The 16,104-nt window shown below is 54.4% G+C and carries 12 protein-coding genes; 8 read left to right on the top strand and 4 right to left on the bottom strand.

Features of this window, described 5'->3' with window-relative positions; genetic code table 11:
- Positions 1 to 19: 19 nt before the first annotated feature.
- Positions 20 to 511, bottom strand: a complete 492-nt coding sequence (locus tag EYC98_RS20565; RefSeq protein ID WP_279247288.1) for a nitroreductase family deazaflavin-dependent oxidoreductase — start codon at positions 509 to 511, stop codon at positions 20 to 22.
- 121 nt (positions 512 to 632) lie between these two features.
- Here EYC98_RS20565 and nadA point away from each other — a divergent pair, with 121 nt between their 5' ends.
- Complete coding sequence (gene nadA, locus EYC98_RS20560) at positions 633 to 1,706, top strand: quinolinate synthase NadA (protein WP_279247287.1); 1,074 nt, start codon at positions 633 to 635, stop codon at positions 1,704 to 1,706.
- A gap of 3 nt (positions 1,707 to 1,709) precedes the next feature.
- Here nadA and EYC98_RS20555 read toward each other — a convergent pair whose 3' ends face one another.
- Positions 1,710 to 3,164 (bottom strand): M48 family metalloprotease, encoded by a 1,455-nt coding sequence (locus EYC98_RS20555; RefSeq protein ID WP_279247286.1) that lies wholly within the window; start codon positions 3,162 to 3,164, stop codon positions 1,710 to 1,712.
- Positions 3,165 to 3,303: 139 nt separating this feature from the next.
- On the opposite strand from EYC98_RS20555, the gene EYC98_RS20550 reads away from it, so the two are divergent.
- The 5 genes from EYC98_RS20550 to aceF all read left to right on the top strand — a co-directional run bounded on the left by EYC98_RS20550 (position 3,304) and on the right by aceF (position 12,037).
- Positions 3,304 to 3,537 (top strand): sulfurtransferase TusA family protein, encoded by a 234-nt coding sequence (locus tag EYC98_RS20550; RefSeq protein WP_279247285.1) that lies wholly within the window; start codon positions 3,304 to 3,306, stop codon positions 3,535 to 3,537.
- Positions 3,538 to 3,548: 11 nt separating this feature from the next.
- Positions 3,549 to 4,601: an AI-2E family transporter gene (locus EYC98_RS20545; protein WP_279247284.1), complete on the top strand. Its 1,053-nt coding sequence runs from the start codon at positions 3,549 to 3,551 to the stop codon at positions 4,599 to 4,601.
- A 10-nt stretch (positions 4,602 to 4,611) separates the two neighbouring features.
- The gene (locus EYC98_RS20540; RefSeq protein ID WP_279247283.1) at positions 4,612 to 7,488 is read left to right on the top strand and encodes an insulinase family protein; all 2,877 of its coding nucleotides are present in this window, start codon (positions 4,612 to 4,614) and stop codon (positions 7,486 to 7,488) included.
- 226 nt (positions 7,489 to 7,714) lie between these two features.
- Positions 7,715 to 10,366, top strand: coding sequence for a pyruvate dehydrogenase (acetyl-transferring), homodimeric type (gene aceE, locus EYC98_RS20535; protein ID WP_279247282.1), 2,652 nt, complete (start codon positions 7,715 to 7,717; stop codon positions 10,364 to 10,366).
- 21 nt (positions 10,367 to 10,387) lie between these two features.
- A complete protein-coding gene (gene aceF / locus EYC98_RS20530) occupies positions 10,388 to 12,037 on the top strand; it encodes a dihydrolipoyllysine-residue acetyltransferase (protein WP_279247281.1) in 1,650 nt (549 codons plus the stop codon).
- 10 nt (positions 12,038 to 12,047) lie between these two features.
- Here the strand turns inward: aceF and EYC98_RS20525 are convergent, their stop codons facing one another.
- Both EYC98_RS20525 and EYC98_RS20520 read right to left on the bottom strand, forming a co-directional pair.
- Positions 12,048 to 13,352: a glycosyltransferase family protein gene (locus EYC98_RS20525; protein ID WP_279247280.1), complete on the bottom strand. Its 1,305-nt coding sequence runs from the start codon at positions 13,350 to 13,352 to the stop codon at positions 12,048 to 12,050.
- 15 nt (positions 13,353 to 13,367) lie between these two features.
- The gene (locus tag EYC98_RS20520) at positions 13,368 to 13,943 is read right to left on the bottom strand and encodes a tRNA-(ms[2]io[6]A)-hydroxylase (protein WP_279247279.1); all 576 of its coding nucleotides are present in this window, start codon (positions 13,941 to 13,943) and stop codon (positions 13,368 to 13,370) included.
- Positions 13,944 to 14,011: 68 nt separating this feature from the next.
- On the opposite strand from EYC98_RS20520, the gene fabV reads away from it, so the two are divergent.
- Together fabV and EYC98_RS20510 are read left to right on the top strand one after the other, a co-directional pair.
- Positions 14,012 to 15,202: an enoyl-ACP reductase FabV gene (gene fabV / locus EYC98_RS20515; protein WP_279247278.1), complete on the top strand. Its 1,191-nt coding sequence runs from the start codon at positions 14,012 to 14,014 to the stop codon at positions 15,200 to 15,202.
- 4 nt (positions 15,203 to 15,206) lie between these two features.
- On the top strand, positions 15,207 to 16,031 hold the full coding sequence (locus EYC98_RS20510; RefSeq protein ID WP_279247277.1) for an MBL fold metallo-hydrolase: 825 nt from the start codon (positions 15,207 to 15,209) through the stop codon (positions 16,029 to 16,031).
- Positions 16,032 to 16,104 lie beyond the last annotated feature (73 nt).

Here is a 16,104-nt window from a genome sequence, read left to right as displayed (position 1 = left end):
TCTGTGACAGCGGTTCGACTTATACCGGCTCGCAGCTAAAAACGGGTATGTTGCGATCGGTGCGTGCCTGATAGTCGTCAAAGTCGGGATATAGCGAGCATAGATGTGGCCACAGTTCGGCTTTCTCCTCATCGCTGACGCGACGGGCGTTGTATGTTTTTTCCTCAGCGCCAAACTGAATAACCACTTCCGGGTTGGCTTTGACGTTGAAATACCACGCCGGCATTTTGTCCATGCCACCCTGTGAAGCGACCATGAGTTTATTGTCACCGTGCGGCAGATGTATTAATGCTATGCGGCGAATGGCGCCAGATTTGGCGCCCCGCGTAGTTACCACGCAAATCTTGTAACCGCCGGCAAATTTGGTGAGCAGGCGTCCGCCACTGAGGCGGTAGACAAATACTTGCACGCGCATGATGAAACGCAGTAGAACGCGTATCGCGCCCATGCCTTTTTCTGGGTAGGCATCTACTTCACTGCGCTTTTTGGTGACGTAGTCGTATTCGATCATGTTCTATTCCCAGTGTGCTGATTTGATGTGCGTCTAATGTAGCGATGTTCTCCAGCGCTGTCATTAGTTCGGGATAAATGTGGTAATATCGCTCACCCAATGACCACCCAGAAGTAGCACTATGAGTATCGCCGCCGACCGCCTGGAAACCATTCGTCACCAGGTGCAGCAACATCTTGATCACGCCGATCGCCAGCAGCTGTCGGAGGCACGAAAACTGACTCTGGTGGAGCAGATAAAGGAGCAGTTGGCGCGCGAAGACGCAGTATTGGTTGCGCACTATTACACGGCTCCAGAAATTCAGGCTCTGGCGGAAGAGACCGGCGGCTGTGTCAGTGATTCTCTTGAAATGGCTCGCTTTGGCCATGATCACAGTGCCTCTACCCTGATCGTAGCCGGGGTCAAATTTATGGGCGAGACTGCCAAAATTTTGACGCCGGAAAAGAGGGTGCTGATGCCGACGTTGGAGGCAACCTGTTCATTGGATATCGGTTGTCCGATCGACGAATTTTCAGCCTTCTGTGACCAGCACCCCGATCGTACCGTGGTGGTTTATGCCAATACCTCGGCGGCGGTAAAGGCACGTGCAGACTGGGTGGTGACATCGAGTATTGCACTAGAGGTTGCGGAGCACCTTGCCGATGAAGGTCGTAAGATTATCTGGGCCCCTGATCGTCATCTGGGCGACTATGTGCGCCGGCAAACAGGAGCCGATATTCTCATGTGGGACGGCGCCTGTATCGTGCACGAAGAGTTTAAGGTACGTGGGCTGCAAGACCTGAAGCAGGTGTATCCCGATGCTGCCGTACTGGTTCATCCCGAATCACCGGCTGAGGTAATAGCCTTGGCTGATCGGGTGGGGTCCACCACACAGATCATTCGCGCTGCGGTAGAGATGGAGCAGCGTCAGTTTATTGTTGCCACTGATCAGGGCATTTTTTACAAGATGCAGCAAGCGGTACCCGACAAGGAGCTTATTATTGCGCCCACCGCCGGCAACGGCGCTGCCTGCATGAGTTGTGCGAACTGTCCGTGGATGGCGATGAATGAGCTGGAGAGTCTGTCGCAGGTATTTGACCGCGATGATAACGAAGTATTTGTTGATCCTGCGCTGGGTGAGAGAGCGATGGTGCCGCTGCGCAGGATGCTGGATTTTGCCAACGATTTGCAGGTGAAGGTGCGCGGTAACGCCTGAGTTTTATAGATCCAGGCTGCGGCGCATATTGGACACGTCCAGTATTCGCTGGTTGACCAGAGCCGAGGTGTGATAGTCGTTCTGCGCCAGTTTCAGAGCATATTTCAGCTGCTTATCTGCTTCACTGAGGCCGCCGCTGAGAATAAAGTACTCCGCGCGTGCCCGGTGCAGGCCCAATATATTTCCCGACAGCCCCGCCACCTCCGCCAGCAGGTACCACATTCCAGGATCACCGGGGCGGCGGCGAGTCTGTGCCAGTAGTACTTCTTCTGCGATGTGGGCTTGGTTATCAGCCATCAGCGCCCGCGCATAGGCCATGGTAAGTGCATGATTGCCCGGGTAAATTCGCAGCTCCCGCTGCAGGGCTCGGACGGCTGCCTGCGCCTCACCTATTGCCAAATCTAACTCGGCGCTAGCGATAAGGTATTCCACCTGATCGGGATTGTGCTGCAGCAATTGGTCCAGCTCGCTGCGTGCCTCTACCGGCTGGCCGGCTTCCTTTAAAGCAAGTACCAGGCCGTATTGGCTGGCCTCGCGGGACAGCGGTTTGCCGGCCAGTGCGGAGCGAAACTCTGCTACTGCGCGCTGTGGTGAATCGGCGTGCAAGATCTGGACGCGGGCTCGGACCAGGTGAAACGCCAGACTTTCTTCTCGGAGAACCTTTGGATACTGACGAGCCCGGTTACGGGTGTCGGCAATTCGATTTTCAGACAGGGGGTGGGTACGCAGAAACTCCGGAACGCGGTTACCCCCAGAGTAGCGGCTGGCAGCTAACATGCGCTCGAACATGGCGGGCGCAGCATGTGGGTCCATACCGGCCTCTTCCAGTGTTTGCATCCCGATGCGATCAGCTTCTTGCTCGTTGGAGCGGCTGAAGCGCAGCTGCGAATCAATGGCAGCTGCTTGCGAGGCAGATAGAGCCGCCAGACCAGCCGAGCTGCCTGTCGTAGCGATCAGTACCAGTCCTGCCAACATGCCCGCATAAGTCAGTGGCTGCTGCTTTTTCTGCTGTTCGACTCCGCGTGAAAAGTGGCGCTGGCTAAGGTGCGCCAATTCGTGGGATAGCACAGTCGCCAGCTCATCTTCGGTTTGTGCGTACAATAACAGTCCGGTGTGGACTCCAATGACGCCACCGGGTACGGCGAAGGCGTTGAGTACCTGATTCTTGACTACTATCAGGTCCAGGCGCCGATCCTGCAGTTGGCTGTGTGTAGCGAGCCGGTAAATAAGATCTTCTAGATAATCGTGGACCAAGGGGTCGTCCAGAGTGGGAACTTGCGATCGAAACATGCGCCCCCAGGCGCGCCCGAGCTTATATTCTTGCTCGGCTGAGAACAAGCTGGTGCTGCTCTCACCGAGATTCGGTAGCTTGAGCTCCTGGCTATGGCTGACGCCGGTGCAAAACAGTGCCGCCGCCAACAAACTTTGGGCCAGAAATTGTCTGATTGAGTAGTTCACTTTGCGGCTGTAGGCACTCGTAAGTGGGTCAAATTTCGATACTGTAGGGTACATAATTAGGAGCCGCAAGTGGGCGGAAAGTTCCATTTTAGTGCTGTGTCTCGCTATACTTGGCAGCCTCGTAACTGGATGCCTACCTTTGACTGACCCAAGCATCACTGAAATAGACGCTCGGGAACTGCGCTGCCCAATGCCGCTGCTTATGGCCAAGCGTGGTCTTAATACGTTGCAAAGTGGTCAGCGGTTGAGAATATTGGCGACAGATCAGGGCTCGGTGAGGGATTTCCGGGTTTTTGCCGAGCAGTCGGCGCATACTCTGGTCAGTGCCGACGAGCAACAGGGTACTTATATTTACGTTTTGCAGAAGGGCTAGACGAACTACAGATGCTGGATATTTTTCAAAAATGGTACGAACGCTACTTCTTTGAAGAGGAGTCGATACTGCTGCTGGTCCTGCTGGGGGTGGCGCTGGCGCTGTTGCTGACGATTGGCGATATTATGTCGCCGATTCTGGCATCGATCGTGCTCGCTTTCCTGATGCAGGGTCTTGCTACCCGGCTGATACAGATGGGGTTGCCGCAGTCGCTGGCCGTGATTGCCTCTTATCTGGTGTTCGTGGGTTTCTTTTTCGGGTTCATGTTAGTGCTGATGCCGCTGGTCTGGCGGCAGTTGCTGAGTTTGTTCGCCGAGCTGCCGCGCATGGTTGAGCAGGGGCGGGCGCTGCTGCAGGTATTGCCAGAGCAGTATCCCCATCTTGTCTCAGCGCAGCAGATAGCCGATTGGGTGGCGCTGGCGCAGGCGGAAATTGGCCAGGTGGGGCAAACAGTGTTGAGCTTTTCACTGGCTTCAATTCCGCTGATGCTGACCATACTGATCTACCTGATACTGGTGCCACTGTTGGTGTTTTTTCTGCTGAAGGACCGTGAATTGATTCTCGGCTGGCTGGGAGGCTTTCTGCCGCATGAACGCCCCTTACTGACTCGCATCTGGCGCGAGATGAACGAGCAGGTGGCTAATTATGCTCGCGGCAAGGTGATAGAAATATTAATTGTGGGAGCGGTCAGTTATGTCGCCTTTACCTGGCTGGACTTGCGCTATGCGGCCTTGCTGGCGCTGCTTGTGGGCTTGTCGGTCATCATTCCCTATATTGGGGCTACCGTGGTTACACTGCCGGTTTTCTTCATCGGCCTGTTCCAATGGGGCTTTTCTACGGAATTATTTTACCTGATGCTGGTCTATGGAGTGATCCAGGCGCTTGACGGTAATGTACTCGTACCGCTGCTGTTTTCTGAAGCGGTCAATCTGCACCCTGTGGCCATAATTCTGGCTGTGGTATTTTTTGGTGGAGTCTGGGGCTTGTGGGGCGTGTTTTTCGCTATACCACTGGCGACACTGGTCAAGGCGGTCATTAACGCCTGGCCCAGACCTACTGAGTAACGGAGTTTTCATGTTGATATTCGAAACGCGGCGCCTATGGCTGCTGCCAACACTGGTTTGTACTTTATTTCTGGGTGCCTGTACTCCCACGGCGGAGCACAATGCTGCTGCCTTGGTGCCGGTGCAGAGTCCCAACGATGACCGTGAGTATCGCTATCTCGAGCTCGACAATAAGCTGAAGGTGTTGCTGATATCAGACCCCGACACCAAAAAGGGTGCCGCAGCACTGGATGTCTACGTCGGTAGTGCCCAAAATCCGGTAGACCGGGCTGGATTGGCACACTTTCTGGAGCACATGCTGTTTCTGGGCACAGACAAGTATCCTGATGCGGCTGAGTATGAAGAATTTATTACGGAACACGGCGGCTCGCGCAATGCCTACACAGCTTTTGAGCACACCAATTACTTTTTCGATATAAAACATACTTCGTTGGAGCCGGCGTTGGACCGTTTTGCGCAGTTTTTTATTGCCCCGCGGTTTGATGCCCAGTATGTCGACCGTGAGGTCAATGCGGTAGAGGCAGAATACCAGCTGGGTCTGAAAACCGACGGCAGACGTAACCTCGACGTATTGCGTGAAGTCGTTAACCCTGAGCATCCGTTTAGTATTCTGGGTGTGGGGACTAAAGATACCCTGGCGGACCGCGCCGATGCGCCGATTCGAGAGTCGTTACTGGCCTTTTATGACCGCTATTACTCCGCAAACCTGATGACTCTGGTGGTATTGGGGCAAGAAAGTCTGGACGAACTGGAGGCGATAGTGCGGCCAATGTTCGGTGCGGTACCCAATAAAGAGCGTCAGGTCGAACGTATTGAGCAGCCGCTGTATTTGCCGCAGACGCTGCCTTCACTGGTCTACATCCGGCCTGAGGCGAGCCAGCGGCAGCTGCAGCTATCGTTCCCAATGCCTGATTACAGTGATCATTTCCGGCGCAAGTCGTTGGAGTTTGTTGCACATCTGATTGGGCATGAAGGGGAGGGCAGTCTGCTGTCTCTACTCAAGTCCAAAGGGTGGGCGGAAACTTTGGGTACCGGGGCGGGGCTTCGTTATCGGGGCGGCTCTGCCTTTGGCATCAATATAACGTTGACGGAACAGGGCATGGTGCAGCGTGAACAGGTGCTATACGCCGTGTTTCAATATATTGAAATGTTGGACCTGGCTGGGCCCTCAGAACAACTGTATCGGGAAGAGGGGCAGATTGCTGGCATACAATTCCGCTTCCGTGAATCCGGCGACCCCATAGGTTATGTCGCGGGTCTGGCTAATGATCTGCATCAGTTGCCGCCCGCAGAAGTGCTGCGCGGCAACTTATTGATGGACGAGTTTACGCCAGAGGAAATAAAGGCCATCACGCGCGAGCATCTCCGGCCCGAGCAGGCCTTGATTACTGTGATTGGTAAAGAGGTACCTGTAGACCGCCAGTCAGAGTTTTACTTTACTGAGTATTCGGTTACCCCGGCTCCGGCGGATAGTGCCTGGTTGGCAGTGGCGTCTGACGATATCGATGCCAGTTTGCACCTGCCGGCTCCGAATGCTTTTATTGCTGAAGACGTTAGTTTACGGCCACTGCCAGAGCAGCTGCCTGAGCTGCCTCAGTTACTTCGCGACAGTGGTAATCTCAAGCTGTGGTATCGGCAGGATGATGAGTTCAGAATTCCCAAAGGGGCGCTTTACACCAATTTTCGCTCTCCGGTTGTCAATAGCACTGTGGAGCAGGCCGCTGCTGTTCAGCTCTACGTTGGTCTGCTGACCGATGCGGTGAATGAATTTGCCTACCCGGCCCAGTTGGCAGGGTTGAACTTCAGTCTCTACCGCCACGCTCGAGGCATTTCCTTAAAGGTGAGCGGCTATAACGATAAGCAACTGGTGCTATTGCAGCAGATTGTAGAGGCTATTGCTGGCGCTGATCTGGATACTGATCGTTTTACCAATATTCGTGACGACCTGGTACGCAATCTGGAAAACGTCAAAACCCGACGACCTTTTTCGCAGGCCATTGGTGCTGCGCGGCAGCTATTGGTTTCAGGTGAGTACTCTGAACCCGCATTGATTGCTGAGTTGCAGGATATGACCCCGCAACAGGTGCAAGCCATGGCGGATCAATTCTGGGCGGACGTGCAGGCGGACGTGCTTCTCCACGGTAATTACAGTGAGCAGGCGATTGCAGGGGTGGAGCAGGCGCTAAGCCCTCTGCTAACAAATGGTCAGCCGCGGCCACCGGCAGCGTTGGAGGTAGTGCGGTTGCAGCCTGGTGACAATTTTGTGCACCCGGTAGCGGTAGAGCATGATGATTCCGTGGTGTTCTGGTACCGACAAGGACCTGATAACGGTTGGGGCAGCCGTGCCATGACTTCTCTGTCTGGTCAGATCACCAAATCTGGTTTCTTCCAGCAATTACGTACCGAGCAGCAGTTGGGCTACGTGGTCTCTGCCTTGTACTGGCCGCAGTACGATGTGCCGGCACTGGGCTTCGTTATACAGTCGCCCTCGGCCAGTGCGCCGCAGGTTGCAGTCGCGATAGACGCATTTCTGGAAGGGACCTTGAGCGGTGAGCAGGCCATTACTGCCGAGCAGTTCGAACGTCACAAGTTGGCGCTAATCAACGAAATCCAGCAACCGCATAAGAACCTGTGGGAAGAGTCTGAATACTTCTGGAGTGAGATCGCCAAGCGGGATTTGGATTTTGACGGCCGCGAGCAATGGGTTGCCGCTGTTGAATCTATTGAGTTTGATGCTTGGCAGGCCTGGTTCCAAACTCACATGGTAGATTCCTCTGCAGCCGTCCTGTTCACCACTGCCGGGCGCTGGGGTGAGGTGCCGGACGGGCAGGTAATTGATAGCCCTGAAGCGCTTAGATCACAGCGTGAAAGCTTCTTGGTGGACTAAAATGTAGTTTAATTACATACCTTTATTGTATTAAGTGGCTGAAATAGTTAGATAAATACGATTAATGTAAGGAGCGTGTCTTGAAATGACGGCATGATTCTGTAAAATAATTACCTACTTTCCCCGGTGTATCGTACGACGTCGCGGTGGCGTCCTAGGTCTATACTTGCAGTGACCGGCCCAATACTCCGCCCGGTTGCCCGCAGCGGCTGACAGGTAGCATGAGATGATTGACGACAAAGACCCAATTGAAACCAGAGAATGGCTGGAGTCTCTGGAAGCGATTGTTAAAAACGACGGCGCCGACCGAGCTACCTATATCTTGCTCAAGCTTGCCGAGCATGCGGTGCAGGAAGGGATACGCCTGCCCATGGCGATCACTACTCCGTTTCGAAACACGATTGACCCGACCGCTGAGCGGCGCATGCCGGGCGACCTCTTCATGGAGCGACGCATTCGTTCTCTGGTGCGCTGGAATGCTTTGGCGATGGTAATGCGGGCGAATGATAACAATGATGGCTTGGGTGGTCACATCTCCAGCTTCTCCTCCAGCGCTACGCTCTATGATGTCGGCTTTAACCACTTTTTCCGCGGGCCTGGTGACGGGCACAAAGGCGACATGATTTTTTATCAGGGCCACAGTGCGCCGGGTATGTATGCACGCTCGTTTTTGGAAGGGCGGCTCAGTGAAGAGCAGTTGGATAACTTTCGCCGTGAGGTGGACGGCAAAGGGTTGTCTTCATATCCGCACCCCTGGCTAATGCCAGACTATTGGCAGTTTCCCACGGTATCTATGGGCCTGGGCCCGATGCAGGCCATTTACCAGGCCCATGTTATGAAGTACCAGCAGAGTCGCGGGCTGGTTGATCACGGCGATCGCCGGGTCTGGTGTTTTATGGGTGACGGGGAGTGCGATGAGCCGGAGAGTCTGGGCTCCATTTCGCTGGCGGGTCGTGAGCGTCTGAATAACCTGACCTTTGTGGTTAACTGTAACTTACAGCGGCTCGACGGTCCGGTGCGTGGTAACGGTAAGATCATTCAGGAGCTGGAAGGCGTATTTCGCGGCGCTGGCTGGAAGGTCTACAAAGTAATCTGGGGGAGACTCTGGGATGCGCTGCTGGAGAAAGACGAAACCGGATTGCTGCAGCAGCGCATGGATGAAGTCTGCGATGGCGAGTTGCAGAACTACAAATTCAACGGCGGCGCCTATACCCGCAAACATTTCTTTGGCAAATATCCAGAGTTGTTGGAGCTGGTCAAAGATTTGTCTGATGATGACATCATGTATTTGAATCGTGGTGGACATGATCCCTATAAGGTTTATGCCGCTTACGCCGAGGCCGTGCGCAGCGATGATCGTCCTACCGTGGTATTGGCGATGACCGTGAAAGGCTACGGTACCGGTGAATCCGGTGAAGCTAACAATGAAACGCATTCTCTTAAGAAACTCGATCTGGAGAGCCTGAAGACCTTCCGCGACCGCTTTGCGATTCCGGTTGGAGATGATGAGCTCAAGGACGTGCCCTATTATCGTCCTGACCCGGACAGTCCAGAAATGCGCTATATGGCCCAGCAGCGAGATAAGTTGGGTGGTCAGATTCCAGTGCGTCTGCATGAGTTTGAAGCTCTGCAGGTACCTACATTGGAAGATCTGGGTGGGCAGCTAAAAGGCAGCGGGGAGCGTGAAATATCCACCACCATGTCGTTCGTGCGGACCCTTTCCAGCCTGGTTAAAGACAAACGCATTGGCGAGCGCGTAGTCCCTATCGTACCCGATGAGGCGCGCACCTTTGGCATGGAGGGAATGTTCAGGCAGCTGGGTATTTATTCCTCTACCGGTCAGCGTTACACGCCTCAGGATGCCGGTCAGATGATGTTTTATAAAGAAGACATCAAGGGCCAGATCATGGAGGAGGGTATTAACGAGGCTGGCGCGTTTTCAGCCTGGTTGGCAAATGCCACCAGCTATTCCACTAGCGGTTATCCGATGATTCCCTTTTTCATCTTTTACTCCATGTTTGGTTTTCAGCGGGTTGGCGATTTGATTTGGGCCGCCGGTGATTCGCAAGCGCGTGGATTTCTGATCGGTGCGACGGCAGGGCGAACTACCTTGAACGGCGAGGGTCTGCAGCACCAGGACGGCCATAGTCTTTTGCTGGCCAGTACGGTACCCAACTGCGTAGCCTATGACCCGGCTTACGCCTATGAGCTAACGGTGATTATTCAGGACGGCTTGCGACGCATGTTTGAGCTTAAGGAAAACAAGTTCTATTACATCACCGCTATGAACGAGAACTATCAGCAGCCAGTGATGCCTGAAGGTGTAGCAGATGGCATTATCAAAGGCATGTATCGGGTCCGTGCAAGCGCTAGCGAAAGTGCCAATAAGGTGCAACTGATGGGTGCCGGTACAATTTTGCGCGAAGTGTTGGCTGCCGCGGAAATCCTTGAAGAAGACTACGGCATTGCCGCTGATGTCTGGAGTATGACCAGTATTAATGAATTGCAGCGTGAAGGTAAGGCCGCGCTGCGCTGGAATCTGCTGCACCCCGAAGCTGAGCCTAAGGTGCCATGGGTAACTGAGTGTCTGGCTGACGCTGAGGGTCCGGTGGTGGCGGCCACAGATTACATCAAGGCGCATACCGACCAGATTCGAGAGTTTGTGCCGGGGCGCTTTTCGGTGCTGGGTACCGATGGTTATGGGCGCAGCGACACGCGCGCCCGGTTGCGAGAGTTTTTTGAAGTCAGTCGTGAGTTTGTCGTGTTGGCAGCGTTACGCGCGTTAGCCGACGAAGGACGTCTTTCCATGCAAGAGGTGGCAACTGCCATGACTAAGCTTGGAATTCACGAAGATAAAGTAGATCCCTTCAGTGTTTAGCGCGGTAGCAAGGAATATGCAGTGAGCAGGCAGACACTAAAAGTACCTGATATAGGCGGCGCCGAAGACTCGGAAGTTATTGAGTTGTGTGTCCAAGTGGGTGACCGGGTTGAGCTTGAGCAGGGTTTGATCGTGCTGGAGTCAGATAAGGCATCAATGGAAATTCCCGCTGATCAGGCAGGTGTGGTGGTTGAGATTCTTGTCAAGGAGGGCGACACCCTGGCTGAAGGCGCGGCTATCGTTGTGCTTGAGACTGAGGCCGCGACTGAAGCTAGTGCTGCAGCTGAAGCTTCAGAAGGCGCTGAGGAATCAGTGGAAGTCGCTCCCGAAACTGTCGCGGAACCCGCTGTAATCGCAGAAACGGTTATAGACAAAGAGCCAGCCCCAGACACGACGGCTGAGGTGATTGTTTCTGTGCCTGACATAGGTACTCCTGATGCGGTAGAGCTAATAGAGATATGCGTGGCCGTTGGCGATCACGTGGACGAAGGCGATTCGCTGGTTGTGTTGGAGTCAGATAAGGCTTCAATGGAAATACCCTCGCCGCAGTCAGGCGAAGTGTTAAGCCTGGCGGTAGCTGTGGGTGACCAGGTTACCGAAGGCGACAAGCTATTGGTGCTGGTTGGCAATGCTGTGGCTGTCACTGTCTCGCCATCAGAACCTGAGCCGAAAGTTGCAGATCCTGCTCCTGCAGAGGAGGCTGCGAAGGCACCTAAGAGCCCGCCAATAAATGCTCAGGCGGAGCGCAGTGAGGCAGTGCCGGTCGCGTCCGGTGGTGTCTACGCGGGTCCGGCGGTGCGTAAACTGGCGCGTGAATTTGGTGTGGGTTTGGAGCAAGTAGCTGGCTCCGGTCCAAGAGGCCGTATTGTTAAGGAAGATCTGCAGGGTTTCGTGAAGTCGGCTTTGGCCGGCGGTACGCAGGTAGGGACCGGTAGCGCGATTCCGCCTATACCCGAGGTCGATTTCGCTGCCTTTGGCGAGGTGGACATTCAACCATTGACCAAGGTGGACAAGCTTACCGCAGTCAATATGCAGCGCAGTTGGCTCAACGTACCCCATGTAACACAGTTCGACGAGGCGGATATTACTGAGCTGGAAGCGTTTCGCGCCGAGCTCAAGGCCGAAGCTGCTCAGCGTGAGGTCAAGCTGACCCCGCTGCCGTTTCTGCTTAAGGCCTGTGCGCAGGCATTGCGAGATAATCCGCGCATGAATTCTTCGCTGATCGGCGATGGGGAAAATATTGCTTTCAAGGGCTACGTGCATATTGGCATGGCGGTGGATACCCCTGCCGGTTTGGTAGTGCCTGTGATTCGCGACGTCGACAAGAAGAGTCTTTGGGAGCTGGCGGCAGAAACTGCAGAGCTGGCTGAAAAGGCCCGCAATCGAAAATTGCGGCCGCTGGATATGCAGGGTGGGTGCTTTTCTATCTCCAGTCTTGGTGGCCTGGGTGGTACCGGCTTCACGCCGATCGTTAATGCACCAGAGGTGGCGATACTGGGAGTCTCAAAGTTGGCGGTCAAACCGGTTTGGGATGGTGAGGCATTTGCGCCGCGTAAGATGCTGCCGTTAGCTTTGTCCTATGACCATCGCGTGGTTAACGGCGCCCTGGGCGGCAAGTTCATCACTGAAATTAGCGCGCTATTGGCGGATATCCGGCGCCTGCTGCTCTAATCTTCAGGGTTTATTGCGCTGCGCAAGTGTCTAGCAGCTGCTGCAGAGTCCAGTCGCGGTCAGTAGCTTGCGGCCAAATATTTTCCTTTTGTTGCAGACTCTCTGTCAGTGTCAGGTCCTGATACCCGGCTGTACGCAGGCCGTGAATGAATTTCAGAGTACGAAAACCATCAAACCATTGGTGAAAGTGGCGGCTGAAACCCTCACTAGTTCCACTGTGCTGCTGGCAATGTCTAACACATCTTTGTAGTCCCATTGCTTCGATCACATTTGCTGCAGCGTCAAAGTTTGCCAGTGCGTCGTGTATCAGTTGCACTGGCTCTGGATGGTTATATAGCGTGGGCACCACGTCTAATATGGCGCCCAGGGCGAGAAAGCTCCTCGGGTTATAAAACAAAGGCTTTTGTAGCGGATTGGCCTCTGCTTGCAGTGCCGCCACTGCCGGTCCTGTGCCAAACGGAACGCGCTGCGAAGGTCTGGCATCGAGTACGATAGGTGCACCGACCCCGTCCACCACGGGCCCGAGTTTGGCGAGTTTATTCAGCAGGTAAAAGTCTTCTGCAGCAGCGCGACGCGGAAACCCGCGCACTTGTTGATAGGCTTCAGTATCAATTGAGATACAGCTGCCCAAAGTCTGATACGCATAAGGTGAACCTGCCCGCCGCAGGCCTCGCACATAGTAATGTAGGCGCAGCTCGTAGAGTTGTGCGGCGTTTGAGGATGTTGCCGTCTCATGCATATGCCGGAACGGATGGCATACAGCAGTCACCTGCTGACTCTGCTTATCGCACTGGCTAAAGTAGTCGCCGGGAAGTGTGGCATCGGCATCAGTGCAATGCAGCCATCGGCTGCGCAAACGCTGCGCTGACTTTAAGCTGCAGGCAATGTCGGCGCCGATTTTTCTGGCCAGGCCAACGCCTTGATCGGCGGGTAGGCCATGGGCGCGCTCTACCAACAGAATGTCGGTATTCTCAAACAGAAAGTAGAGCTTCCCTACACCCGGTAGTACTTCTTTAGGCGGCAGTGCGGTCAAGGTGGCGCGCAGCGCCGCGTTGGTGTCGGCGCCAGCAGGTTCGCTGTTAATGGAGGCTGCACTGTCATTGTCTGCAGGGTAATTGAGAACCAGAATAATAAGAATGGAATGTGCGCAGTGCGTTAGTGATTGCCAGCGCTCAATGAGCTCAGGGGGTTCCGCATAGGCCGGGATGATTAGACATTCATCGTAAGTGCGCGCGGTAGGTTGCAAGCTAATATGGCGCGCTTCAGTCTCGGCGTAGTGCTGCAGATACTGTGAACTTTTGCGTGCGGTTGTCACTCTGTGGCAGCTTGCTTAATGCAGGGCAGCGCGTAAAGGCAGTTTGCGTACGATCTCGGCTTCTATCTCCAACAGTTCTTGCCAGCGCTGGTTGACTGCGTCTGCAGGCGAGTACAAGCGGGCCAGTTCCAGAAATAGCTCATAGTGGCGTTCTTCGCTGCGGGTAATGGACTGGTAAAACTTTTGCAGGGGGCCGGGTTCCAGCGCTGCTGCGACCAGGCCAAAGCGCTCAGCGCCCCGGGCTTCTATTGCACCTGCTACCAATAGCCGGTCCAGCAAGAATTCCTCGCGACCTGAGCGCAGGCAATGTCGAAACTCTATCACGTAGGGGTCTTTTTGATCAGCGCCGGTAATCAGGCCGCGTTGATGAATCCACTTAACCACTTCTCGGAAGTGGCTCAGCTCTTCCACTGCCAGCTCCGTCATTGCGGCTACCAGTTCGACCCGATCTGCATAATGTGACAGCATTGATATAGCCATGCCCGATGCCTTTTTTTCGGCGGCAGCGTGGTCCAGCAAAAACTGGTCAAAGTCCTGCATGACAGTTTCAGTCCACTGCGCGGGCGTGTTGTAGAGTAGCGGATTGCTCATAATCGCTATGATACAATCTTGCGGCGATAACCCCTAGATCTAATCATAAAAGAGGATTCACTCAGGCGATGATTATTAAACCCAAAGTACGCGGTTTTCTTTGCATTACCACTCATCCGGTTGGCTGTGAAGCCAATGTTCGTAAGCAGATAGACTACGTGCGTAAGCAGGGTGAAATCCCCAACGGGCCTAAGCGTGTGCTGATTATTGGCGCGTCCACGGGCTATGGCCTGGCGTCGCGCATTACGGCCGGTTTTGGCAGTGACGCATCCACGATCGGTATCTTTTTCGAGAAAGAAGGCACCGATAAAAAGCCTGGCACTGCCGGCTGGTACAACTCGGCTGCTTATCATAAGTGCGCTGAAGAAGCCGGGCTTTACGCTCGCAGTATCAACGGTGATGCGTTTAGCGATGAGATCAAACAGAAAACCATAGATTTGATCAAGCAGGATCTGGGACAGGTAGATCTTGTGGTTTACTCACTGGCCTCGCCGCGGCGACAACACCCGGTGACTGGCGAAGTGCATATGTCGACGCTGAAACCTATCGGTGGTCAGGTGCAGTGCACGGGTCTCAATACCGATAAGGAAGAGATCACCTCTGTGACCATGGAGCCGGCGACTGATGAAGATGTTGCCAATACGGTTGCCGTCATGGGCGGTGAAGACTGGCAGATGTGGATTGATGCGCTGGATGGTGCCGGGGTGCTCGCGGACGGTGCCAAGACTACGGCTTATACCTATCTGGGTGACAAGCTGACCTGGGACATCTACTGGCACGGCACCATCGGTGCTGCCAAGCAGGATCTCGATAAGCGGGTTGTGGATATCAGAAACAAACTCTCCGCGCGCGGTGGTGACGCCCGTGTGACGGCCCTCAAGGCCGTGGTGACTCAGGCAAGCTCGGCTATTCCGGCGATGCCTCTGTACCTGTCGATTCTATTTCGGGTCATGAAGGAAGCCGGTGTGCATGAAGGCTGTATCGAGCAGATAGATGGCCTGTTTCGAGACAGTATTTACGGCGATGATGCACACATTGATGACCATGGCCGCTGGCGCGCTGACTACAAGGAGCTGGAGCCGGTGATTCAGCAGCGTGTAGAGGAAATCTGGAACGCTATAACCACAGAAACCCTCAAGTCGGAAAGTGATTTTGTCGGCTACAAGCGCGAGTTTTTGCAACTGTTTGGTTTTGAAGTTGATGGGGTGGACTACGAAGCCGACGTTGACCCCAATGTCTCCATAGCGGGAATGGTGTAGTCCTATGTTTGAACCAGGAATTCCTTTTCGATTAGGACCGCGAGTGCAGCGGTTGGTAGCACCCAACCCCGGGGTTATGACCGGGCCCGGAACCAACACTTATTTGCTGGGCGACAAAGAAATTGCAGTACTTGACCCGGGTCCACTGCTGGATGAACACGTGGCCGCCATATTGGAAGCGGGAGCGGGGCGTATTCGCTGGATTGTCACGACCCACACGCACCCGGATCATTCGCCGGCCTGGTTGCCAATACAGCAGGCTACCGGCGCGCAGGTGATTGGCGCGCTGCCTTGGGACGACAAATTCCAGGACGATACTTTTGCGCCGGATGTGGAAGTAGAACACGACTATCTGCTGTCGACTGACGAGTTTAATCTGCGCGCGGTTTATACACCCGGTCATGTTGGTAATCATTTCTGTTACCTGCTGGAAGAGGACGGCATGTTGTTTACCGGTGATCACATCATGCAGGGGTCTACCGTGGTGATCGTGCCACCGAGCGGTGATATGAAGGCTTATATCGATTCCTTGCGACTGCTGCTGGACTACCCGCTGAAGGCATTGGCGCCAGGACATGGCTCAGTGATCGACGATCCGGCCGGTGCGGTTAACTGGCTGGTTAATCATCGCCTGAAGCGAGAGCAGAAAGTAGTGGATAGCCTGCAACAGACTGGGGCGGCAGATCTGGATACGTTGGTGCTTGTGGTTTACGACGATGTTGATGCCAGCCTGCACGAGATGGCAAAGCTGTCTATGACTGCGCATCTGATTAAACTGCAGCAAGAGTCACGCGCTCATCTTGACGGTGATCACTGGTCTTTGGTTTAGTCTTCTAGTGCCGCTTGGGCGGGTCTCAAGGAGACTGCCCAAGCCCTTTTCTGTAAGCTCTTTTGAAGCGATA

Origin of the sequence: Candidatus Litorirhabdus singularis (assembly GCF_026262625.1) — a bacterium.
Taxonomy (GTDB): Bacteria; Pseudomonadota; Gammaproteobacteria; order Pseudomonadales; family Halieaceae; genus Litorirhabdus; species Litorirhabdus singularis.
Note: the sequence above shows the minus strand (reverse complement) of the source record. Positions and strands in the feature narration are given on the sequence as shown.

Bases quoted from the DNA above. Each gene is read 5' to 3' on its own strand.
- EYC98_RS20565 (WP_279247288.1), bottom strand. From the start codon at position 511: ATGATCGAATACGACTACGTCACCAAAAAGCGCAGTGAAGTAGATGCC.
- nadA (WP_279247287.1), top strand. From the start codon at position 633: ATGAGTATCGCCGCCGACCGCCTGGAAACCATTCGTCACCAGGTGCAG.
- EYC98_RS20545 (WP_279247284.1), top strand. From the start codon at position 3,549: ATGCTGGATATTTTTCAAAAATGGTACGAACGCTACTTCTTTGAAGAG.
- EYC98_RS20540 (WP_279247283.1), top strand. From the start codon at position 4,612: ATGTTGATATTCGAAACGCGGCGCCTATGGCTGCTGCCAACACTGGTT.
- aceE (WP_279247282.1), top strand. From the start codon at position 7,715: ATGATTGACGACAAAGACCCAATTGAAACCAGAGAATGGCTGGAGTCT.
- EYC98_RS20520 (WP_279247279.1), bottom strand. From the start codon at position 13,943: ATGAGCAATCCGCTACTCTACAACACGCCCGCGCAGTGGACTGAAACT.
- fabV (WP_279247278.1), top strand. From the start codon at position 14,012: ATGATTATTAAACCCAAAGTACGCGGTTTTCTTTGCATTACCACTCAT.
- EYC98_RS20510 (WP_279247277.1), top strand. From the start codon at position 15,207: ATGTTTGAACCAGGAATTCCTTTTCGATTAGGACCGCGAGTGCAGCGG.